The organism is bacterium (assembly GCA_037143175.1).
In the GTDB taxonomy this organism is placed as follows: Bacteria; Verrucomicrobiota; Kiritimatiellia; order CAIKKV01; family CAITUY01; genus JAABPW01.
The window spans coordinates 42,738-65,505 of sequence record JBAWZF010000012.1; the positions used below are offsets into that span (position 1 = coordinate 42,738).

Sequence of the window (22,768 nt, forward strand, 5' to 3'; positions counted from 1 at the left end):
AAAATATAGCGTCACTTCTTATCAAACCGCAGCCGATAAGTACATCGGCGGCAGAGCGGTTCTGTGATGTGACCCCGCCCAAAACCATCCCTCATCGTTTGGGCCCTTGGAGCGGCAAGTATCTCTGCGAGTGTTTGTTCTTCCAAATTGCCCAGGGCCGTAACGCCATTCCGGTCGAGGCAGCAGGGGACCACGGTGCCATCAACGAGCACCGCCAACTGATCGTTTAAGCCCGGGCATCGGCCGGATTCCCCAAGATCAGGCGCCTCGAGGTTCGGCCATTCAAATCGTTCTGCGGTATTAATGAAAAGGTAGTCGCTGATTCGTAGTGCCCCTTTGGCCTGTAGCGTTCGGATCATTTGGTCGGGTGTTCCATTGAAATGCCCTGAGGTGCAGAGCGCGGTTAAAAAGAACTGGGTTGCTGGGGAATTCAGGCTATGTTCGCGGTTCCAGAGGCGTAGGCTGATGTTCGGGTGTATTTTTTGAGCGAAAATGAACTCGATGATTCGGGAGGTATAGGGCTCGACGTTCTGGCCGGCATTTGCTTCAAGACTATGGAGCGAGATACTGATTTGTTGTATGGCGGGAGAATTGAGAAGGAGTGCCGTGTGATGGGAAAGGAGTGTGCCGTTGGTCACAAGGTTCACTTTGGCTCCGTGTGCAGCGCAAAGGGTTAGAATAGAACTGAATTCAGGGTGATGGAGCGGTTCCCCCATGATGTGGAGGTGCAGGATCCCTGAAAGTGGCGCCAGTGTAGCGATATACCGCTCCGCACGGCCTAGGTCGATGTGTTCGATTGGTCGCGTGGTGCCGGGACAGAATTCACATACAAGGTTACAGGCGTTTGTGATTTCGAGGTATATTTTACGAAATTTCAATAGTGGGCATTCCAATAGGTTTTATGGACAAGGCAATGTATTCACGGTGATTGTTTCCGCTTCGGGATTCAAGAACAATCGCCGTGACTTTGTGAATGGGGCATGCCTAGTATCCCGCAAGGATTTATCATCATGAGAACGAGGTCTGCATTGGATGTTATCATAATAGGGTTTGGCCCCGCAGGCATGTTTGCGGCCCTCGAGCTTCTTGATCATGGGATCAAGCCGCTCATCTTCGAGAGGGGCAAGAAGATCGAAGAGCGGGATATTGATGTTCAACGATTTATCAGGGAAAGGACATTGGATCCTGAATCCAATATCCAGTTTGGTGAAGGTGGCGCCGGTTCCTACTCGGATGGAAAACTGTTTTCGAGGATCAACAATTCAGTCCATGCCAACAAGGTCTTGGATACGTTTATCAAGTTCGGTGCTCCGGAGGAAATCGGGCATGTCCGCAAGCCACATCTGGGAACTGACGTATTGTGTGGAATTGTCCGCAAAATCAGGGCCTCTGTTCTCGATCGGGGCGGGGAGATTCATTATTCCTCAAGAATGACCGATCTGCTTGTTTCTGACGGCGAAGTCTCCGGTGTCGTGATCAATGGGGAGAAGGAATATCGTGCGTCAAAAGTCTATCTGGCGGTGGGACATTCTGCGCGCGACACTTTTGAGTTACTCCAAAAGAGAGGCGTGGCTCTGGAGCAGAAACCCATTTCTATCGGCGTGCGGATTGAACATCCTGTTGAGTTGATCAATCATATACGATATGGAGGAAAAGGGCAGGATCCGTCCTGCGTGGGAGCGGCAACGTATTCTTTCAACAATACCAATAAAAGGACCGGAAGAGGCGTATATACCTTCTGTATGTGTCCGGGCGGGGAGATTGTGAATGCATCGTCAGAGAACGGGTTAATGGTTCTTAACGGCATGAGTTACTCCGCGCGGACGTCTGCGTTCTCAAATTCGGCGCTTGTTGTGAGTTGCCATACTGCGGATTATCAATCGTCAGATCCATTGGCAGGCATTGATTTCCAGAAGGCGATTGAGAGAAAGGCCTTTGAAGTAGCTGGGGGAGGCTGGAAGGCGCCTGCTCAGAATCTCGTGGATTTTTTAAGTGGCCGAGCCTCTTCCGGATTAAATCCGAATTCCTTTAAGATGGGAACTGCCTCTGTTGTTCTAAATGGAATCTTTCCACAATTCATATGCGATGAACTTATGAATGCCTTTGCCGCGTGGAAGGAAGAGTATCCCTTATTTGTTTCAGAACATGCGATCCTGCTAGCCTCGGAAACAAGAACGTCCTCGCCTGTGAGAATCGTCCGAGGCGAAACGCGTGAGTCAGTGAATGTTAAAAACCTTTTCCCGATAGGTGAAGGGGCTGGCTACGCGGGGGGGATAACGAGCTCGGCGATTGATGCCATCAAGGCGGTCGAACGCAGTTTTAACCTTACGGCATGAAGGTATTGCGGAGCAGAATCAGATTGAGCACAATGACGATAATGGCGATGGCCCAGAGCAGGATCTTGCCGCGCGGAGTATTGGCGTGAGTGCCCATGACCTTTGGAGATGAGGTCAGGTAGACCTGCAGCATAATGGTGAACGGCAGTTGGATGCTTAGCAGGACTTGAGAAAGAATCAATGCTTTGAAACTGTTCGTGACAAACAGGATAGCTAAAAAGGCAGCGCCTAATGTGATGGCCACCCCGAGTTTTGATGTCCGGGTATGGATATCGTAATGCTTGTTGAACATTCCCGCATAGATGGAGCTACCGGCCATCCCTGCGGTTACACTGGCGGTCAAGCCTGCACAGAGGAGCGCAACGGCGAAGAGCGTGGCGGCCAAGGGGCCATTTCCACCCAGAATCGGCCGCAACATATCTTGAGCCTGTTCCAATGATGTGACAGGGACGCCCGCTCTAAAGAAGGTGGCAGCGGCCAGCAGAATCATCGCACTATTGATCATCCACCCGATAATCATGGAAAACAGGGTGTCGAGCCACTCATACTTCAGATGATTGGCAATGGCGCTTTCCCCTTGGATATTCCATTGCCGGCTCTGAATGACTTCGGAGTGAAGAAACAGGTTGTGAGGCATAACGACCGCCCCAAGTACGCCCATGACAATCAAGATCGAGCCGGTGGGGAGCGCGGGGGTTACCCAGCCTTTGGCGGCCGTGACCCAGTTTGTGTCTATCAGGAACATTTCAGCGATAAACGCGAGACCTATCAGGGAGACAAAGCCGATAATGAGTTTCTCCAACCGCCGGTAGGAGTTCCAGAGGAGGAGACCGAGCGAAACAACAGTGGTCAGGGCGGCTCCAATTCTCAGTGGAAGCTGGAACAGCATCTGAAGCGCAATCGCACCGCCCAGAATTTCTGCAAATGCAGTGGCTATGGCGGCAATGACGGCCGAACCCAGTAGCGGGCGTGAAAGCCAGCCAGGCAGATGCTGGGTAGCCGACTCCGCGAGGCAGGAGCCCGTGACAATTCCGAGATGGGCCGCATTATGCTGGAGCAGTATCAGCATCGCTGTGCTGATGGTGATCACCCAAAGTAAGGTATATCCGAACTGGGCACCCGCTGCGACATTGGTTGCCCAGTTCCCCGGGTCAATGAACCCGACAGTCACCAGCATGCCGGGCCCAAGAAAACGCAGGGCATTTAAGGCACCCGAGTAGGCTCGTTTCTTTTGAAGATGTTCGTGAAGTTGTCTCAATAGATTCATGCGGGGGGAAACTATAGCAAAGTCCGGAAAAGTTGAGAGTCCAAAGTAACCTGTCTTTGACGCCGGGCGAATAACAAATTTTAGGAAGTTACTCAAAAGGCCTTTATTCCAACCCCTGAAAACACATACGAAGACATTCTCGACACCCAATCAGTGTTTCTGTAGTTTACTTGGCCTTTATGGCGTTGGATGGGAGTTTTGGAAAACGGGGCTATTTATGAATGCACAGGATATTGTTGCGCTGAAGGAGCAGAGTCTGGCGGAAGTCAAGGCGGCTGCCTCCTTGAATGAAATTGATGCTGTCCGGATTAAATACCTGGGACGGAAGGGCTTGCTGCCTGCAATTATGGAGGGACTCAAGACCGTCGCACCTGATGATCGACCGGAAGTAGGGCGTCGCGCCAATGAACTTAAGCAGGAATTGGGGCTGGCACTGGATGAAGTGAAGGCCGCCCTCGGTGCGGCCTCAAAAGCGGCCGACCAGAAACAATTTGATGTCACCTTACCCGGCGCCTGGAAAACCCTTGGCTCTCGCCATCCCGTTACTCAGGTGATCGAGGAAGCCATCCGGATTTTCAGTATGCTCGGGTTCACAGTGGCGGATGGGCCCGATATGGAGACCGAATACCATAACTTTGATGCCCTGAACACGCCTGCTGACCACCCGTCCCGCGACACGCAGGATACATTCTGGCTGGATAAGAAGACCTTGCTGCGGACACAGACCTCGCCGGTTCAGATTCGCGTGATGGAAAGTTGCAAGCCTCCGATTCGCATTATTGCGCCTGGTCGCTGTTACCGGCGTGATACCACCGACGCCACTCATAGCGCGAACTTCCATCAGATCGAAGGCCTGTATGTGGATCGTAAAGTCTCGATGGCGGATCTGAAGGGGGATATCACCTTCTTTGCCAACCAGATGATGGGGCCGAATGTCAAAGTGCGGTTCCGTCCTCATTTCTTCCCCTTTACCGAGCCCAGTGTGGAATATGATTTTTCCTGTCATGTCTGTGGCGGCCAGGGCTGCCGGGTCTGTAAAAATAGTGGCTGGATAGAAATCTCCGGTGCTGGCATGGTCAACCCCAAAGTCTTTAACATCGTGGGCTATGACCCCGAGTCGGTTACAGGTTATGCCTTCGGCATGGGCGTTGAACGCATTGCCATGATCAAGTTCGGTATCGAGGATATCCGACTGCTGTATGATAACGATGTGCGATTCTTGTCCCAATTTTCCTGAGGAATACGACCATGAAACTTCCATTGAGCTGGTTAAAAGAATATGTGGATTTTGAACTGACCCCCAAGGAACTGGCCTCCCTGCTGACGTTCTCCGGAACCGAAGTCGAGGGGATCAAGACCATTGGTGGTGATTTTACGGGCCTGATAGTGGGCGAGGTGCTCAGTGTTGAGCGGCATCCGAATGCCGACCGCCTGACCGTCTGTCAAGTGAATGACGGAACGAGCACGCTGACGGTGGTCTGTGGGGCACCTAATGTGGCCGCCGGGATCAAGGTGCCACTGGCAACGATCGGGACTACCTTGCCGAATGGTTTAAAGATCAAAAAGGCCAAGGTGCGTGGCATCGAATCGTTCGGTATGCTTTGCGCCGCTGACGAATTGGGCCTTTCTGAGGATCACAACGGCTTGATGATCCTGCCTGCCGATGTCATAACGGGGACGCCTTTCTCCGAGATCGTGGGTCCGCCCGAGACGGTATTGGAACTCGAAGTGACGCCCAACCGCCCCGATTGCCTCAGCATGATCGGGATGGCTCGTGAGGTAGCAACCTTGTTGGGAAAGCCCTTGAAGATTCCCGCTCCGGTGATGAAGGAGTCCGGCACGTCTGTCGAGAGTTTAGCTAGTGTGACGATCGAGGATGCCGTAGGATGTCCACGTTACACCGGTCGGGTGGTGCAGGGGATCACGATCGCGCCAAGTCCGCAATGGCTTCAGAGTCGGTTGTCCGCGGCGGGGATTCGCCCCATTAACAATGTCGTTGATATCACCAACTATGTCATGTTGGAGTCCGGTCAGCCTCTGCATGCCTTTGATTACGAATTATTGGAAGGCCATAAGATTGTGGTGCGGCGCGCCAGGGTTGATGAGGCTATGAGCACTCTTGATGGGGCGGCCCGTGAGCTTACTTCTGAGATGCTGTTGATTGCCGATGTGCGGCGTCCTGTGGCAGTAGCCGGCGTGATGGGCGGGGCGGGGAGTGAGATTCGCGACGTTACCAAAACGGTGTTGCTGGAGAGCGCCTATTTCAAGCCGTCTGATGTTCGCAAGACCTCCAAGAAAATGGGGCTCTCGTCCGAGTCATCCTACCGCTTTGAACGCGGCGTGGATGTCGAAAACGTGGAGTGGGTCAGTCGCCGGGCAGTTCAGTTGATGTGTGAACTGGCCGGTGGGGTGGCAGCCAAGGGGGTAATAGATGTATACCCGACCAAGACGGCGCATGGACAGGTGACGCTCCGGTTTGCTCGTGTCCGGGACTTGCTTGGAATTGAGATCACCAATGAGAAAGTGATGTCGATTTTCACCTCTCTTGGGTTTGGTATCGTGTCGAACGACGCGGTCCGTTGTGTGGTTGATGTACCCGCTTTCAGGGTGGATGTGTTGCAGGAGGCGGATCTCATTGAGGAAGTCGCCCGTATCAATGGGCTGGATAAAATTCCCTCACCTTCACCAGTGGCGAAGATTGTGCCGGGAGTCGACGACAAACCGACCCGTGCGGTTTTAGCACTGCGTGAGAATCTGGTCGGGTTGGGGCTTGCCGAAACCATGAACTACAGCTTCCTGTCTGAGAAGTTGCTGGATCTGGTGGACTATGGGGACGCGGCGAAGCGGGTTGTATTGCCGAACCCGATCAGTGCAGATCATACGATTCTGAGGGATTCGTTCATCCCGCAGATGATCGAGACACTGGGTAAAAACCGGGCACGCCAGGCTCGGGAAGCGTCATTATTTGAAATGGGCCGCGTGTTCTTTAAGGATGCCGATGGCAAGAATGCCGAGTCGGACCGCATTTGCATCGGGCTGATGGGGCCGGTCGGTCGGGCAGGGATTCTGAAGTCGCAGCCGGTGAAGGATGAGGAGATGTTCCAGTGGATCAAGGGGATTCTCGAGTCACTTGGCCGGGCGCAACATGTGGCGGCAGTCGCCCGTGGCGGGCTGTGCCGTCTGGATATCGAATTGAAGCCCTTATCGAGTCCTTGCTTTGAAGAAGGCCGTGCGGTCTCGGTGTGGCTGGCGGGAGTCAATGTCGGTGTGATGGGCCTGGTCAGTGAACGCTTGCGCAATGAGTGGCGTATGGCGGATCCTGTCGCAGTGCTTGAGCTTGAGGTGGCGCCGCTGCTCAAGGATGTGCTGCGGGTTCCGGTATCTCATGGAATCGGTTCATTCCCCGGCGTCGATCGTGATGTGGCCATGGTGGTGGAAGATGGTATCTCGCATGAGGCGATACTGAAATCTATCTGGACGGCCGCCCCGCCGGAGTTAGTCGACATCCAGCTTTTCGATGTCTATCGCGGTGAGAACCTGGGGAAAGGACGGAAGAGTCTGGCCTATTCGCTGACCTATCGCTCCATGGACAAGACCCTGACCGATGAAGTAGCCAACGCTTTCCACGACAAGGTCAAAGCCGCCTTACGAAAAGATGTGGCCGCCGATATAAGAGAGGGCTGATTAGTTGGAATGTAGGGCCGTCGCTTGCGACGGCCCTACGGTAAATCAGGCGATTTAACGATATGAAGGCTTTGATCCAGAGAGTGAGCCGGGCAAGGGTGACGGTGGAGGGGAAGGAAACCGGGGCCATCGGGAAAGGCTATGCCATTCTTTTGGGCGTCCGGTTACAGGATACTGATACTGATGCCATCTTCCTGGCAGAAAAGACCGCAGGACTTCGCATTTTTACCGATGCCGAGGATAGGATGAATCTTGCATTGTCTGATGTAGATGGAACCGTTTTGGTCGTTTCGCAGTTCACACTTTACGCTGATACCCGCAAGGGAAACCGTCCCAGCTTTATCAATGCTGCCGCTCCTGCCGAAGCCGAACGCCTTTACGAGGTCTATGTCAACCAACTCCGCCGTATTCTCGGGCCGGACAAAGTGGCGACCGGTATATTCCGCGCCAACATGAGTGTCGAGATCATCAACGACGGCCCAGTCACGATCGAGTTGTGCTCGGATGGTAGGACGATTTGAGGCCTAACTCATACTTCGTAATTCATACATGGAAGAGGAGGGCTGATGAATGCGTAAACACGTGGCAGTCATGACCGGCGGGGCGCAAGGGATTGGCAAGGCCTTGGCCCACCGCTTCCTGTTGGACGGCTTTGCGGTGGTGATTGCCGATGTCGATGAGGAAGCCGGCCGTGAAACGGAAGCTGAGTATACCGGGCTAGGTGCCATTCGTTTTGTCAAAGCCAATGTCGCGTCCGAACCTGATGTCGTGCGCCTTGTGGCTGACACACTGGCGGCTTTCAATGGGGTGAACGTGCTGATCAATAATGCCGCGATTGGGTGTAATGAGCCTGTGACAGAGCTCAGCCTGACCGATTGGGATCGTGTAATCGGGGTTAACTTAACGGGCCCGTTCCTTTGCGCTAAACATTTTGCGCCTTCCCTGCGCCAGAGACATGGTGCCATCATTAACATTGCCTCCACCCGCGCGTTGATGTCAGAACCCAATACGGAAGCCTATTCTGCAAGTAAGGGTGGCATCATGGCGTTGACCCATGCGCTGGCCGCGAGTCTTGCACCGGATGTCCGCGTGAATTGCATTAGTCCCGGCTGGATTGAAACAGGGGCCTGGCGTAAGGCGAAAGAACGGACCACACCTGTCCATAGTGAGGCCGATAAGAAGCAGCATTGGGTGGGGCGGGTTGGCCAACCCGAGGACATTTCCAGCCTTGCCGCGTATCTCGCTTCTGCCCAAAGCGGATTCATCACAGGCAGTAATATGGTGGTGGATGGTGGCATGACTCATAAAATGATCTACGTGTGAGGAGCCAGTGGCCAGTGAGCAGTGAGCAGTAGGCAGTTGGCAGTAAGCAGTCGTCATTGAGAATTCTGCTTGCTGCAAACTGCTTACTGTAAACTGCCTACTGCTTGCTGCCCACTGCTAACTGAATTTTATTCATGAGATATCTTTGCATCTTTCTGGTTGTATCTGGAGTGAAAGTTCGATGATACGGTCACGGGAGAGGAACGGTGTGCCATAGTGTTCTACCGAAGCGGCTCCTGCGGCCACCGCCCGCGCCATGATTTCAGGCGTCATGATTCGACTCGGGAAATAGTCTGCACAGAATTGGCCGAGCAAAGCATCACCGGCGCCTGTGGTATCGATACATGACACGACCGGGGATGCGGCAAACCAGATGTGGCCCCGTCCCGCGAACCAGGCTCCCTGTGCTCCGTCGGAAACAACGATGGTTTCATGGCTGCCCATGAGCTTGCGGAGTGCATTTTGCAGCGCCGCTTTCGTCTCCAGGGCTTCGTGGAGTACGGTTTCCAGTTCTTGACGGTTAGGCTTGATCACATCCGGTTTTTCCGCCAGAGCAGCAGCCAGTGCCGGGCCCGAGGTGTCAAGGACTGTAGGACACCCTGCAGACCGGAATAGACGGATCAGATGGGCGTAAGTATCTGGAGGGAATTGGGCCGGTAAGGATCCACTCATGATGACAACGTCTTCCGGTGTTGTCAGAGATTGTACATAAGTACGCAAGGTGGGTTCGTCAAAGGACAGGTCGGGAAAACCCGGGCAGTTGAATTTCTGTTCGTGGCCAAGTTCATCGGAGATCATGAGGTTGACCCGCGTGGGGTAGGGCAGGGTGAGAAATTTACACGTAATGCCGGCAGGGGTGAGGGCGGTTTTATAGAAGTCGATGCGATCTTCACCCAGCAAACCGGCCGCCGTTACCGGCAGGCCGTTGGCGGCGAGCATTTTGGCCACATTGACTCCCTTGCCCCCGGGGGTGTTGGCTTCCGCCATAACGGTATGCACGGCATTAAGTGTGAGCGCGCCGGAAACCGAAAGAGAATGATCAATTGCCGGATTAAGAGTAAGTGTCACAAACATCCTGTCAAAATATCATATCGTATGGAATTTGAAAAGGAGGTCACAATGAACGTTTTGTCAGGAGAAATGGTCGGCGGTAAAAATGATTTTTTTAAAGATTGGTCACTTGACAATTTACTGTCAAACGCTAGAGTGTACCGCTCTTTGATTATTCCGGCGTAGCTCAATGGTAGAGCGTCTGGCTGTTAACCAGAATGTTACAGGTTCGAGTCCTGTCGCCGGAGCCATTCAATAGACAGCTCACTCTTACCGGGTGCCTTTATTTCTATCCCCAAGATGTGATCTGTGGCGTCCCGAAAATGCTATTGATGGCCGATATGCGTGGTTGCCTGTGCGCTTCGTGTCGGCATAGTAGCCTGCTCAAGCGCCGCAAGATAGTGATAGGCGTGGAGTTTGGTCTGTCCGCACATCTCTTCTGATGGTTTTAGCCGGACGCATATCGCGGGGCGACTGGGCTGGCCAAAAAGCTTACAAAGACCGTCTATGGTTAATTGAAGGCATCGTAGCCCAGCCGGTTTACCGTCTGGTAATCCGGGAATAGACGAGGAAATGGAGATTTCCACGCAACAGGCTGCGCATCCCGGCCGGCAGTTCAGGATTTCACCGATTTTACGATTTGATACCCGCGGCGATGGATCATTTCTGCATTCCCGAAGAGTTCCTTCATATAATCCAGATGATGGGCTGCATTTTTGGCAACGCTATAAGCGCGCCCCTCCGGTAACAAGGTCTCAAAGGCCGTACGAATGAAAAAATCCGTGATGCGGTCATGGGAGTAGTAGGGCGGGTTGCCCACAAATAACGTAAAGCGGGGCGGGGGCGGGATCCCCTGGTCGCTGAGTACTACGGTGTAATTTATGAGCCCATTGTTAAAGGCGTTTTGCTGGGTAATGGCGGTGGCACGTGAATGGGCGTCCACAAAACAAACACTTGCAGTCGGCTGGTTTTTTGCCAGCGAGATCCCAATGCTGCCGCACCCGCACCCCATGTCCAGAATGACATCCCCGGGCTGACTTATGGCTACTTCAGCGAGCGCCTGGGCACCCGGGTCCACCCGGCGGTGGGCGAAGACTCCCGGGAGCGTGGTGAGCGTGACGGGTAATCCATTGGGAATGGTCATGGTGAATTCGGCCTGATAGACCTTGAGTGCTTTTAACTCATGTTTCTTTTGGGCCATAAGAAGAGTGGATCCTTTTTTCTGGCCGCGGATGGAGCAGTTGCTGAAAAACTTTTTGACGTGTTCGGCAACCCAGGGCGCCTCTTCTTCAATCGAAACAAAGCATCGTCCACCCGTTTTAAGGGCCAGATGGCTTTGCTGCAGAAGATCCAGAATCAGTTCGTTGGACGTGGTGCCTTTTGAGATCTGAAGGCAGACGGCATCAAAACAATTCCGCTCCGGGATGTAAGGCTCGCACCGGGAGGTCACCCCGGACGCCGGATTCCGGAGAAGATTCCGTTCAACGGCATGGTGGTGAAACAGATCAAGCGAGGAGACGACCGCTTCAAGTCCGTGGTGAAAGTGTGTGGCCATCATGGCAATGGCCCCGGTACGATTGCCGAGAACCAGGAGCCGTTGCGGCTTGGTCGGGAGCAGGGGGATGGCTTCGATAAGATGAGCCTCGGTACGGCTCAGGCCGGAACGGGAGATGACTTCATATTTTCCATCGAGAAACAATTCAGCGGTGGACGCGAGGTCGGCTTGAGTTTCTGTGATATGGAAGGTGATGATCGGGAGGTCAAGCATAGGTTATAGGTTCTTTCATTTGCCTTAGTCTCGCATCATCCCTCGTCGCCCGTCAACATGATGCTACACATGCGGCTAAGGGGTGGGCAGCTCCTCATGTTCGCTACTGACCACAAGATTCTGTTCGTTGATAATATTGAAATAATAGACATGGGTGCCTGGTGGTAATTGGGCGGAAGCCCTTTTTGAAACGATAATTGGCCACTGCCAGGGTTTGAATCATGGGAGAGCCACCCTGATGGTCTTTTTGATCAAGGCGTCGAGGCCATCAATAAAAGCCTGGATGCTGAAGGTTTCAGCATGGGCCCGGATGAGGCGAGGATCCCAGGTCTTGCCGGCACAAGTTTCGATAGCTGCGATAAGGGCTTCAGGAGTTTGCTGGTCGAAAAAGAGTCCGGATACGCCCGCTTTGACTGTCTCCAAGGCTCCGCCGCGACCAAAGGCCACCACAGGGCGACCGCAGGCCTGTGCTTCGAGTGGGGCAATGCCGAAGTCTTCTTCGCCCGGGAAGATAAACATCCGGCACCGGCGATAGAGTCCCAGTAATTCATCATCCGTTTGCCGGCCCAGAAGTTCAATAGTGGGTCCCGCCATGGCCTTGAGCGATTCAAATTCGGTGCCTGTCCCGACAATTTTAAGGCGCCGTCCTGTTCGGTTGTAGGCCGTTACGGCCAGATCAATTTTTTTATAAGGAACCAGGGCCGATGCGATCAGATCAAAATCGCCAGCAGGTTGGTAATCCGGCGTCCAGCGGTCAAGATCCACGGGCGGATACAGGACGTCCGCCTCACGGCCATAAAAGCGGTTGATCCGGTCCTCAATATGCTGGCTGATGCCCACGAACCGGGTAACCCGTTTTGAGGCATGGCGGTCCCAGCGGCGCAGCCATGCCAGGAGGGGCCGTGCCAGCAATTTTTTCAACGGGTTTCCCTTAAGGTATTCATCGTGGAACAACCAGGCATAGCGCATGGGGGTAAAGCAGTAACAGAGCTGGGGTGCTTCGGAACGCAGGCCCTTGGCGACGCAGTGGCTGGTACTGATGACCAGGTCGGCCGTGGGAACCTTGAACTGTTCAATCGCTGATGGGAAAAAGGGCAGGAAATAGCGATATCGTTTTCCGATGGACGGGATGGCCTGAAGCCAGGAGGTGTGGATGGGGTGGCGGTTAATGGTATCGGAGATGGCGCTGCGATTACGGATGAGGGTGAAGATGGGGGCTTCAGGGAAGCCCTCGCAGAGAACCTCAAGGACGCGTTCGCCTCCGCGCATTCCGGTAAGCCAGTCATGGCAGAGAACCACGCGTAAATTTTTCCAGGATGCAGGGAATGTGTGGCTCATAACTGAATCAATTCGTGATAAAGGGCAATGGTTTGTCGGGCGGCTGCGGTCCAGGTGAACTGTCGGGCCTGCTCAAAGCCGAATTGAATCATATTGCGGCGGAGTTCGTGATCGGTCAGAACACGCAGGATCCCGTTTGCCAGTTCGGGGCCATTGTCGAGCGGGGTATAGAAAGCGGCCTGCCCGCCGATCTCTTTGAAGACCGGAATATCACTGCATAACATCGGTGCGCCACAGGCCATGGCCTCGACTACCGGCAGGCCAAAGCCTTCGTAGCGGGAGGGCAACACCACGACATCGGCACTCTGATAGGCCTTCACTAGGGCTGAACTGGTTTGATACCCCACCCAGGAGATGGCGGCTTCCATACCCAGCGCTTTGACACGTTGTCCGGCTTCCGGGTATCTGGGGTCGGGCGGACCAAGGATCTTGAGTTGGATTGGGAAGGGCGCCTTTTGGCGAGCTTCCGAGAAGGACTCAATCAGGAGGGGTAAGTTTTTATAGGGATCACTCCGTCCGACATAAAGCACCGTGCGGGGCCTTGTGGGGTCATCGTGTACAGCCTCCGAAGCAGGGCGGGGGACGAAGATTGGCGAGACTCCATTGTAGATCACTTTGACGGAATCGTGGCGCTCCGGCGGGATATTGAGATGTTTTACGATATCGGAGCGCGAGGCTTCACTGACCGCGATGATCCGGTCGGCGCGGGCCCCGATTTCAAGCATCAGGCGACGATAGATTGGGAATAGCCGGGTTTTCAGGGCGCGCGGGGTGGCCGAGGGAAAGAGCAAAGGGATCAGGTCGTGAATGGTGGCGATGCAGCGGATTTTGCCAACTTGCCCGCGTGGGAAGCAAGCGAGGGGAATCATGTAGTTGGTGGAGTGGTAAACTTCAATACCGTTGCGGGCGAGGCGTGACGGAAGCAGGAGCTGACTGTGCGGGGAGAAGACGCTCCAGGGGACGATATCGGGGCGGAAATTCGGTTTGTCCGCCAGTTCGGCCTCAATCCAGGTTCGTTCGGCCAAAGCCCGGTCGGAGAATATCAGCAGATAGGAGTTTAAATGATCCTCACGGGCAATATGGCGAATCAGCTCCCGGGTGTGGGCCCCAATACCTGAGATCTCGTTAAATATCCAGCGGGCGTCGAGCGCGATCTTCATGACAAAACCTTCCGGTAAACATCCAGTGTTTTAAGGGCGGTATCCCGCCAAGAAAAGCGGGCGGCATGTGCCGGTGCGTGTTTCGCAAGTTGATTGCGCCGGTCTGTATCATTGAGCAGGTTGGTGACGGTTCCTGCCCAGACCGAGGCGTCAAAGCCGGGGATTAAAACCGAGGCGGATCCCGTCAGCATTTCCGGAAGTGAGCCGCCTGTAGAGGAGACGACCGGGGTGCCGCAGGCCATGGCTTCCAGGGGAGGCAGCCCGAAGCCTTCGTAAAAGGACGTCATGACATAAAGTTCCGCACCGGCATAGAGTGAGAATAGATCACCGTCGGGGACAAACTCCAGATAGCGGATGCGGTCTTTACGCGAGGAGGAGTTCATGCATTCAAGGATGGGTTCCACCTTCCAGCCTTTCATTCCGGCAATGACGAGATCGCCATCGAATTCCGATAGCTGTTCAAACATTTCGATCAGGAAGGGAATGTTTTTGCGCGGTTCCAAGGTGCCGACGCTGAGGAGATAAGGGCGGTCGAGTTTGAGTTGACGCCGGGTCTTCGAGATTTGTTCGGCGGTTGGGCGGGTGCAGCCGGGGGTGATCCCCAGCGGGGTTGCGAATATTTGCGCGGGATCCAGCCCCAGCAACTCAGAGGTTTCTTTTCTGCTGAATTCAGACACCGTGATAATGGCATCGGCGCGCCTGACCGTGTCATGGATGAAGGTTGATAAATAATCCAGATTTTTTTTCTCGGAAAATTCAGGGTAACGCAAAAAACTCATGTCATGGATGGTGACGATCTTTTTTCCCTGAGTAAGCGGGGGAATCGTGAAGTTGGGGAAGTGATAGAGGTCAGCCTTTCCCGAAAACCAGTCGAAGGGCGGCCATTGGAGCCGTTTCCAGGCTTGCTGGACATATTTGCCAGGAACCCAGCGTACGGGGTTCTGATGGGCGCCCGTGCAGGGGAAATCAAGACCGCGGCGATGGAAGTCGAAATAAAAGAGATCCAGATCATCGGCCGGTGACATGATGGGGGCCAGGTGTTCCACGAGGTTTCTCGTGTAACGCCCCACTCCGGCCCGTTGCGAAACGGCCGATTGTATATCCACACAGATTCTCATTGCTTTCGTTTCTGAAACCCTTAGAAATGGATGGCATTGTAATGAGGGCTTGGAAAACGACAAGAACAGAGTGAAATCAATATGAGTATAGCGCAGGGACTTTATGTGGTGGGAACGCCAATTGGGAATCTGGACGATTTATCGGCCCGGGCGATTGAGACCTTGAAGCAGGTTCATGGTATTTTAGCCGAGGACACCCGTCATACGCGCATCCTTTTGGATCGGTTTGGGATTAAAACCCCCGCGTTCAGTTGTCATAAATTCAATGAAGCCGCGCGGGTGGACGGTATTCTGGCCCGTTTGCGGGCCGGAGAATCGTTGGCGCTGGTGTCCGATGCCGGGATGCCGGGGGTGTCGGATCCCGGTTCGCGCATGGTGGCTGCCTGCCGCAAGGCGGGGATCCCCGTGATTTGTGTTCCCGGGCCGTCCTCCGTCACCGCAGCGATTTCCCTATGTGGCTTTCCAGGTGCCGGTTTTGTATTTGCCGGGTTTACCCCCAGGAAGAGTGGGGCACTACGGAAGTTCCTTCTGGAATTTGCCACCTGTCCGGTGCCGGTGGCCGTTTTCGAATCTCCTTTCCGCCTGATGAAGTTGCTGGATGAAATTGAGGCGACGCTGTGCGAGCGCGAGCTGTTTGTAGGCCGGGAGCTCACTAAAAAGTTCGAGGAGACGGTTTGGGGGACGGCTGCAGAGTTGAAACGCACATTTCAGGGCAGAACCATCAAGGGGGAAATTGTTCTGGTGATCGCTTCACCCCGTTGACAGCAGAGGCGACGGGTGCTAGCCTTTCGAGAGTTATATTAAGGGTTCATATGGAAATATTGGGTGACAGCGTAGAAGTTGCGATTCAGGCCTCTGATGCATTTGTTCGGGTTCACGGCCGAGCTACCTTTAAAATCGGGCCCGCGCTCAAACAGTTTGGCATGATGGCCTGTGAAAAGGGCTGTCGGCGTATCATTGTTGAAATGCAGGATTGTGTGGGAATGGATAGTACCTTTATGGGGGTATTGGCGGGTCTGGCAACCCAGCTTAAGAAAATAGACGGTGCAGTTGTACTGCGTAATATCAGTGATAAAAATTCCTTTCTGATAAAAATGCTGGGGATTAATCATTTGGTTACCATTGATGCAAATGACTCCTCCACCAGCGCCATGCCCGGTAATGGCAAGTCCTTGCAGACAGGTGCTGACAAGCAGCAGATGACCCAGACCATGATTACGGCGCATGAGGCGCTGATCGAGGCGGCTCCGGATAACATGGTCAAATTTAAGGATGTATTGGTTTATTTGAAGGAAGATCTCGCGCGAACGGTGATGCAACAGACCGCCGCCGCAAATCAGGCTCATTGATCATTCCTGAGCTTTTTTGATTTTTGCTTCCTGTTATGCGGAAGAAAATCCCATATTTTTTCAAACATTAGATTTTTTATGTGAGGGCTGAAGTGTGACTGTAAAGCGCGATTATTATGAAGTGCTCGGTGTGGCAAGGTCCGCCTCGGCCGATGAGGTCAAAAAAGCTTACCGTCGTATGGCGATGCAGTATCACCCTGACCGGAATCAGGGTGACAAGGCTGCCGAGGCCAAGTTCAAGGAAGTCAGTGAGGCCTATGAGATTTTGAGTGATGCCGGAAAGCGGCGTCAATACGACCAATATGGCCATGAAGGTTTGAAATCCACTTTTGGACCGGATGGTTTTAACTTCTCACGGGATTTTACCCATGTGTCTGATTTACAGGATTTATTTGGCAGCCTGTTCGGGGATGGCGGCGGTGTTTTTGAAGATATGATGGGGGGCGGTCGGCGGACGTCGCGAACGGGCCCGCAACAAGGGGCGGATCTCAGGTTCGATTTGGAGATCGGTTTCGAGGAGGCTATGTTCGGGGCTCAACAGGACATTACGTTGCCGGTGACTGAGCAATGTGCCGCGTGTAACGGAATGGGAAGCGAACCGGGTAGCTCCGAAGAGACATGCCGTCATTGCGGCGGGCGGGGTGCGGTGATTTCGGCGAGTGGCTTTTTCCAGGTGCGCCAGACCTGTCCGGTGTGTTCCGGCAGTGGCAAGATGATTACCAAGCCGTGTCGTGACTGCAAGGGGGCTGGCCGCGTCAAAAACAAAAAGCGCCTCACCCTACGCATTCCTGCAGGCGTTGAGACGGGATCCCGTTTGCGTCTGGCCGGTCGTGGCGAAGGTGGCGTGCGGGGGGGTGTTGCCGGCGATCTCTATGTGATTCTCCATGTCCGCGAACATGATCTGTTCCATCGGGAGGGTGCTGAGTTGCTTTGCGAGGTGCCGATCCCCATGCATATTGCGGCATTGGGCGGTGAAGTAAATGTCCCCACCCTTGATGGATTTGTTCCGCTGCATGTGGAGGCGGGCACGGAGTCGGGGCATATGTTCCGGTTGAGCGGCAAGGGGGCGCCCAGCCTTGATGGGCATGGGCGGGGGGATTTGCATATCAGGGCCGTTGTGGAAGTACCGGTTAAACTCAGTTCCAAACAAAAAAAGGCACTTAAGGATTACAGCGATTTATGCGCTGACGAAAATCATCCCATGACTCGTAAACTGCAGGAACGGTCCGAGCAATTTTTTAAAGCCAAACCCACCCCGGATAAGTGAGCGTTGAAGGATGATCCCGCGTTGTTTTATTACCCCGGATGCATGGGAGCGTGACACGATCACGCTTTCCCGTGATGATTCGCACCATTTAACTGACGTTTTGCGGATGGAAATCGGTGCATCCGTAGTGATTTGTGACGGCCAGGGCGGAGAGGCGTCGGCCGTGATCACGGCGCGCAGCACGGGTATTGTGACGGTATGGATCGTGGAGCGGAAGCGGCAGGCGGGGGCGGGGATTGCCATCACCCTGATTCAGGCCGTACCCAAATCCCAGAAGATGGATTTGATCATTCAGAAGGCGACCGAACTGGGGGTTTGCACCATTTATCCTGTCATGACGGATCGGGGCGTGGTCCGACTCGAGGATGAGCGGGCTGATCATCGTATGACTCGGTGGCAGCGGATTGCGTTTGAGGCGGCCAAGCAGTGTCGTACTTCATGGATCACGAAGGTCCATCCTGTCGCAACGCTGGTATCGGTGCTGGGGCGGAAGCTGGTATTGGATGCCTTGCTGATCGGTTCCTTGGAGCCAGAGAGCCGTCCTTTAAAGTCCTGCTTGCAGGAGTTGAGAGAACGCCATATCGGTTCAGTCGGCTTGTTAATCGGGCCTGAAGGCGATTTTTCGCCGCGTGAATATGAGCTGGCCAAGCAGGCCGGGGCCATTCCCATCAGTTATGGCAACCGCGTGTTAAGAGTGGAGACGGCGGCGTTGTATGGTGTGAGCGTGTTGGCTTATGAGTTAATGGAGGATCATGTATAATCTCCAGCAATCCAAGGCATTTCATCGTCAAATTAAAATGGCGCAGCATTACGTGACCACCCGCCGGTCGGGTGTCCCGATGCGGTTGGGCCCCTTCGAGTGGATCCGGGCACTCTGTTTCCACACGCGGATTATTTGGAGTTATTATGTGGCCCGGAACATGATTAAGCGTGGCGTGTTTGATGCCGACGGCTATGCCAACCGCTCCTGGAAATCCCTGTATGTGACGGAGGCTCTCGGTGGGCGGATTGAGGTGGAGGGGTTGGAACATTTGGCGAAAACCCCCGGGCCGGTGGTGATCATTGGTAACCATATGGCCTCCTTGGAAACTGTGGTTTTGCCCTGCTTCATTCTTCCCTTTAAAGAGGTGGCGTTTGTGGTGAAGCAAAGTCTGCGCACGCATTTTGCCTTTGGACCGATCATGTGCGCGGTGAAGCATATTGCCGTGAGCCGCGATAATCCGCGTGAAGACTTGAAACGGGTGTTAAACGAAGGCACCGAATTGATTCGTCAGGGGGTAACGGTGGTTATTTTCCCGCAGGCGACCCGGTCGGCTGAATTTGATGTGGACGGCTTTAACACCTTGGGGGTAAAGCTGGCGGCCCGCGCGGGTGTACCGGTGATCCCCCTGGCCTTGAAAACTGATTTCATGGCGAATGGTAAATGGGTCAAGGATGCCGGTTATGTGTATCCCGAGCGGCCCATCCGGTTTGCTTTTGGTGCCCCGCTAGCGGTAACCGGGAACGGACGGGAGACCCATGCGGCCGTGGTGGATTTTATCGTGACTCATCTGAAGGCGTGGGGTGGCTCAATTAAAGGAACGGCAACATGATGACTCCCGATCTCCAAATGAGCGTTTTATGTGATGATGTGCGCCAGGAACGATCCGGTAAATTCATCCTCATCGGGCTTTTTGATGTCATTGGCACGCCACAATTCCCTGCCGTTTTTCAGCGCGTTTGCATTGTCAATCGCTGGTGCAGCGGGCAGGGGGCCTTTACGGAAAAGACCCGTATCATTGGCCCTGATAATGGAGTGGTGGTCGCCGAGGGGCAGGAAATCCGGGTGCTGTTGAATGATCCGGAGTCTACGGTGACCAATGTTGAATTTTTCATGAATCTCAAGTTCGATAAAGAAGGGGTTTATTGGATTGAGATCCTGATTGATGGCGATCTTAAGTTGCGGTATCCGCTGCGGGTGAATCGTGTGGTGATACCTCCAATGGCCCCGGGCGGACCCCAGGTTGTATGACGATGAGCTCAAACGTAAAACGACGCAGCCATGCCTGGGTGGAGCTGGATCTGGATCTCCTGTGCCAGAACCTGGCATTAATGAAGGCGGCTTTACCGCCTTCTTCAGACGTGGTGATGGTTGTCAAGGCCAACGCCTATGGGCATGGTATTACAGCGGTGACCACGAAGGCCTTTGACTGTGGTGTGCGGTGGTTTTTTGTGGCGACGCTTGAAGAGGCCTTGAGCGTTCGCATGGTGCTGCCTGAGGCCAATATTCTTTTGCTGGGTGCCGTGTGGCCGTGGGATATCCCTGAAATTTCGCGGTATCGCATCCTGCCGGTGTTGGTAAGTGAAGAGCAGGCCCTTGAACTGGCGGAGATTGCCCGGAATTCAGGGCTGACGTTGCGCTGCCATGTTAAGGTGGATACCGGCATGGGGCGCTTGGGATTTCCCTGGGAAAAGGCCCCGGAACAGATGGCGGGGATAGTCCGGAGGGGTGGCTTGGTTATCTGTGGCATCTGCATGCATTTTGCCTCGGCTGGGCGCTCCACTGATTTATTTGCGAGACTTCAGGCGGAACGATTTCAGGGCGTGCTGGACGGCTGTGCCGCTCTGGGGATGACTCACCTTTTCACGCATTCGGCTAATAGTGCGGCGTTTTCGTCCCATCCCGAGCTGGACATGGATGGGGTTCGGCTGGGGATTCTGGCTTATGGGTATGGTGGACGCAACAGCATCTCGCGCGTCAGCACAAAGCCGTTGTTGCAGTGGAAAACCCGTGTGATTCAAGTGAAGCAGGTTCCCGCCGGATTTCCTGTCAGTTATCTCAGCACCCATGTGACCTCTGAACCTACCTGCCTGGCCACCATTGATGTCGGTTATTCCGACGGCGTCTCGCGACTCATGAGTAACAAGGGGTATGTCCTGGTCGGTGGACGGCGCGCTAAGGTGGTCGGGCGAGTGACGATGAATTTCACCATTGTCGATGTGGGGGCGGGGAACGGTGTGAGGCCCGGTGATGAAGTGGTACTGATTGGGCAGCAGGGCGATGAATCCCTTTGGGCGGATGAAGTGGCGCGGTGGTGTGCGACGATCCCCTATGAAATTCTAACCAATATCCGAAGTGATACCCGATGAACACAGCACTACCACCGCCTGTTAAATCGGCTCAACCCGGAAAATATTTCTTATCTCCGATGGCGCTTTCGGCTCTCGTCTATCCGGGCGCCGGGCAGTTGATGCAGCGCCGGTGGGGGGCGGGTATTTTCTTTATCATGACCTCCAGCGCGGCGGTAATCTGGCTTGTGATTGAAGTCTTTATCGTCTTAAAAGCCTATTATGGCATGGCCTTTGCCCCAATGAATGCACCGGCTGAAGCACCCGCCTTGGCCTCGTTAATCGTTCCCTTTGTGATCTGGCTAGCCCTGTATGTGGCAGGAATCGTAGATACCGCCATCGCCACTTATCGTCAGCAGGTGAAGCGGGGGAAAGCGTGAAACGTGAGGCGTAAAGGGTGAGACGTTGATCTCACATTTGACATCTCACTTCTTCTTCACGGCATCCGTGGTGGCAATCCAGCGGGACACTTCATAATACACATCGTTCCAGAATATCCCGGCGGCGTGTGCAAAATCCAAGCCGAACACAATCATCAAGGCGGCCCCCAGTCCGCGCAGTAATGTCTGATCCGCCTGCGTGAAGAGGTAGTAGATCGAATACCCCGGTATGATAAAGCAGAGAATCCCGCTGAACACATCATCTTCGAAGGCCAGGAAAATCACGGAAACATGCAGCAGGAGAAGCGACCCCACGCCGCCCTGGATGAACATTTTGTGAATGTCGGGCGCCAGTGCCCCGGGAATATAGCGCATCCAGCCAAAAACGAGTAGGAGTAGAAAAAACACAAGCCAAGGGAGGACCTTGATTTCGAAGATGCTTATTTTACGGGCCCGTTTCCGGCGTTTGATCCCTTGCGGCATATAACGCTGAACGTTATTATTAGCCTCGTTCCGGTTCTTTTTTTTGTCAAATTTCGCAGGTGAAGTCGGGGCTGGAGCCGGTGAGGGCGGCGGAGGGGTGATCAACTTTAATTTCGGGGCCAAGGTCGAAGGCTCGGCTTGTCGTGGCGGGATGGGCACCTGCCCTTTACACTTCATGCAGGTGATCACCTCGGCGGAGACAAACGCTGAAATCGTAATAGTGTTTCCACACTGGGCACAGGTAACTATGATGTCAGCCATGCCCGGATATTAACATGCGGGGCACTTCAGTTCAAAGGAAACTAATGCCCCGCGGCATGGGCGGGATTTTGAAAAAAGCGGCCAGCGTCTGGGCAAGGTCATAGAACCCGTCGCGAATGCCGAGTCCGGTATTTCGCTGGCCGGGGCCGCTGGTAAGAAGGGGAACAAATTCGCGGGTATGGTCAGACCCCTTGAAGGTGGGGTCATTCCCATGGTCGGCCGTAATGAGCAACAGATCCGTTGCGGCCAATTTGGGGAGAAGTGCCCCCAGGAACCGGTCTGTTTTCTCCAGTGCGGCGGCGTAGCCTAGGGCATCGCGCCGGTGCCCATAAAGCATGTCGAAATCAATCAGGTTGGCGAAACAGAAAAAAGAATCGGCCTGATCGGCCAACTTCAGAATGGCGCTTTCAGCATCGGGATTATTTTCCACATGAAATGATTGCGTCACTCCGCTGCCGCTGAAAATATCATCCAGCTTGCCCACCGTAATGACCTTGACGCCCTGCTCGGATAACCGGTTGAGGACGGTAGGCTCGGGGAGTGGATAGGAGAAGTCGCGGCGATTTTCGGTGCGTTTGAAGGCACCGGGTTGGCCAATGTAAGGACGGGCGATCACCCGGCCGACTACGTAAGGATCGCATAATTCCCGGGCGATCCTGCAGCCTGCGTAAAGTTCAGGGAGGGGGATGACTTCTTCATGGGCCGCAATTTGAAAAACGGAGTCGCCGCTCGTATAGACTATCCAGGCCCCTTCTTTGATTTGTTGGGCGCCCAGTTCGTTGATGATGGCAATGCCGTTGGCGGCCTTATTCCCCATGGTCTTCCGGCCTGTCCGGCGTTCAAATTCCTGAATCAAGGGGGCGGGGAAGGAGGGGG

General features: G+C 54.2%; 22 protein-coding genes and 1 tRNA gene. 14 read left to right on the forward strand and 9 right to left on the reverse strand.

Annotated features, from left to right (window positions below):
* Positions 1-11: 11 nt before the first annotated feature.
* A complete protein-coding gene (locus WCI03_06210) occupies positions 12-878 on the reverse strand; it encodes an SPASM domain-containing protein (protein MEI8139446.1) in 867 nt (288 codons plus the stop codon).
* A 132-nt stretch (positions 879-1,010) separates the two neighbouring features.
* Here WCI03_06210 and WCI03_06215 point away from each other — a divergent pair, with 132 nt between their 5' ends.
* The gene (locus WCI03_06215; protein ID MEI8139447.1) at positions 1,011-2,336 is read left to right on the forward strand and encodes a dehydrogenase; all 1,326 of its coding nucleotides are present in this window, start codon (positions 1,011-1,013) and stop codon (positions 2,334-2,336) included.
* Here the strand turns inward: WCI03_06215 and WCI03_06220 are convergent.
* On the reverse strand, positions 2,326-3,594 hold the full coding sequence (locus WCI03_06220; GenBank protein ID MEI8139448.1) for an Nramp family divalent metal transporter: 1,269 nt from the start codon (positions 3,592-3,594) through the stop codon (positions 2,326-2,328). The two genes, WCI03_06215 and WCI03_06220, sit on opposite strands and share 11 nt — an antisense overlap.
* Before the next feature lie 226 nt (positions 3,595-3,820).
* On the opposite strand from WCI03_06220, the gene pheS reads away from it, so the two are divergent.
* The 4 genes from pheS to WCI03_06240 all read left to right on the forward strand — a co-directional run bounded on the left by pheS (position 3,821) and on the right by WCI03_06240 (position 8,610).
* A complete protein-coding gene (gene pheS, locus WCI03_06225; protein ID MEI8139449.1) occupies positions 3,821-4,840 on the forward strand; it encodes a phenylalanine--tRNA ligase subunit alpha in 1,020 nt (339 codons plus the stop codon).
* A gap of 11 nt (positions 4,841-4,851) precedes the next feature.
* Entirely contained in the window at positions 4,852-7,287 is a 2,436-nt protein-coding gene (gene pheT / locus WCI03_06230) for a phenylalanine--tRNA ligase subunit beta (protein ID MEI8139450.1), read from the forward strand.
* Positions 7,288-7,349: 62 nt separating this feature from the next.
* Complete coding sequence (gene dtd / locus WCI03_06235; protein MEI8139451.1) at positions 7,350-7,808, forward strand: D-aminoacyl-tRNA deacylase; 459 nt, start codon at positions 7,350-7,352, stop codon at positions 7,806-7,808.
* 49 nt (positions 7,809-7,857) lie between these two features.
* The gene (locus WCI03_06240) at positions 7,858-8,610 is read left to right on the forward strand and encodes a glucose 1-dehydrogenase (protein ID MEI8139452.1); all 753 of its coding nucleotides are present in this window, start codon (positions 7,858-7,860) and stop codon (positions 8,608-8,610) included.
* 132 nt (positions 8,611-8,742) lie between these two features.
* Here the strand turns inward: WCI03_06240 and WCI03_06245 are convergent, their stop codons facing one another.
* Positions 8,743-9,678 carry a 1-phosphofructokinase family hexose kinase gene (locus WCI03_06245; protein ID MEI8139453.1) on the reverse strand — a complete coding sequence of 312 codons (936 nt, stop codon included), beginning with the start codon at positions 9,676-9,678 and terminating at the stop codon, positions 8,743-8,745.
* 158 nt (positions 9,679-9,836) lie between these two features.
* Here WCI03_06245 and WCI03_06250 point away from each other — a divergent pair.
* Positions 9,837-9,911, forward strand: a tRNA-Asn gene (locus WCI03_06250).
* Positions 9,912-10,276: 365 nt separating this feature from the next.
* On the opposite strand, the gene WCI03_06255 is transcribed toward WCI03_06250, so the two are convergent.
* From WCI03_06255 to WCI03_06270, 4 genes are all read right to left on the reverse strand, one after another.
* Positions 10,277-11,428: a methyltransferase gene (locus tag WCI03_06255; GenBank protein MEI8139454.1), complete on the reverse strand. Its 1,152-nt coding sequence runs from the start codon at positions 11,426-11,428 to the stop codon at positions 10,277-10,279.
* A 219-nt stretch (positions 11,429-11,647) separates the two neighbouring features.
* The gene (locus WCI03_06260; GenBank protein MEI8139455.1) at positions 11,648-12,766 is read right to left on the reverse strand and encodes a glycosyltransferase; all 1,119 of its coding nucleotides are present in this window, start codon (positions 12,764-12,766) and stop codon (positions 11,648-11,650) included.
* Positions 12,763-13,926 (reverse strand): glycosyltransferase family 1 protein, encoded by a 1,164-nt coding sequence (locus WCI03_06265; GenBank protein ID MEI8139456.1) that lies wholly within the window; start codon positions 13,924-13,926, stop codon positions 12,763-12,765. The genes WCI03_06260 and WCI03_06265 overlap by 4 nt, the downstream gene beginning before the upstream one ends.
* Positions 13,923-15,032 carry a glycosyltransferase family 1 protein gene (locus WCI03_06270; protein ID MEI8139457.1) on the reverse strand — a complete coding sequence of 370 codons (1,110 nt, stop codon included), beginning with the start codon at positions 15,030-15,032 and terminating at the stop codon, positions 13,923-13,925. Before WCI03_06270 ends, WCI03_06265 begins: the two co-directional genes overlap by 4 nt.
* A gap of 93 nt (positions 15,033-15,125) precedes the next feature.
* Here WCI03_06270 and rsmI point away from each other — a divergent pair, with 93 nt between their 5' ends.
* From rsmI to WCI03_06310, 8 genes are all read left to right on the forward strand, one after another.
* Positions 15,126-15,806: a 16S rRNA (cytidine(1402)-2'-O)-methyltransferase gene (gene rsmI / locus WCI03_06275; GenBank protein MEI8139458.1), complete on the forward strand. Its 681-nt coding sequence runs from the start codon at positions 15,126-15,128 to the stop codon at positions 15,804-15,806.
* Between the two features lie 50 nt (positions 15,807-15,856).
* Positions 15,857-16,393, forward strand: coding sequence for an STAS domain-containing protein (locus WCI03_06280; GenBank protein ID MEI8139459.1), 537 nt, complete (start codon positions 15,857-15,859; stop codon positions 16,391-16,393).
* Positions 16,394-16,487: 94 nt separating this feature from the next.
* Positions 16,488-17,660: a molecular chaperone DnaJ gene (gene dnaJ, locus WCI03_06285; GenBank protein ID MEI8139460.1), complete on the forward strand. Its 1,173-nt coding sequence runs from the start codon at positions 16,488-16,490 to the stop codon at positions 17,658-17,660.
* A gap of 10 nt (positions 17,661-17,670) precedes the next feature.
* Positions 17,671-18,420 (forward strand): 16S rRNA (uracil(1498)-N(3))-methyltransferase, encoded by a 750-nt coding sequence (locus WCI03_06290; GenBank protein MEI8139461.1) that lies wholly within the window; start codon positions 17,671-17,673, stop codon positions 18,418-18,420.
* Positions 18,413-19,252 (forward strand): lysophospholipid acyltransferase family protein, encoded by an 840-nt coding sequence (locus tag WCI03_06295; GenBank protein ID MEI8139462.1) that lies wholly within the window; start codon positions 18,413-18,415, stop codon positions 19,250-19,252. Before WCI03_06290 ends, WCI03_06295 begins: the two co-directional genes overlap by 8 nt.
* Complete coding sequence (locus tag WCI03_06300) at positions 19,249-19,671, forward strand: hypothetical protein (protein MEI8139463.1); 423 nt, start codon at positions 19,249-19,251, stop codon at positions 19,669-19,671. The genes WCI03_06295 and WCI03_06300 overlap by 4 nt, the downstream gene beginning before the upstream one ends.
* A gap of 2 nt (positions 19,672-19,673) precedes the next feature.
* Positions 19,674-20,789: an alanine racemase gene (gene alr, locus WCI03_06305; GenBank protein MEI8139464.1), complete on the forward strand. Its 1,116-nt coding sequence runs from the start codon at positions 19,674-19,676 to the stop codon at positions 20,787-20,789.
* Positions 20,786-21,148: a hypothetical protein gene (locus WCI03_06310; GenBank protein ID MEI8139465.1), complete on the forward strand. Its 363-nt coding sequence runs from the start codon at positions 20,786-20,788 to the stop codon at positions 21,146-21,148. The genes alr and WCI03_06310 overlap by 4 nt, the downstream gene beginning before the upstream one ends.
* Before the next feature lie 45 nt (positions 21,149-21,193).
* On the opposite strand, the gene WCI03_06315 is transcribed toward WCI03_06310, so the two are convergent.
* Together WCI03_06315 and WCI03_06320 are read right to left on the reverse strand one after the other, a co-directional pair.
* Entirely contained in the window at positions 21,194-21,892 is a 699-nt protein-coding gene (locus tag WCI03_06315; GenBank protein ID MEI8139466.1) for a hypothetical protein, read from the reverse strand.
* Between the two features lie 31 nt (positions 21,893-21,923).
* Positions 21,924-22,768 (reverse strand): phosphopentomutase (locus WCI03_06320; protein ID MEI8139467.1); only part of this gene is annotated, 845 nt, incomplete at its 5' end.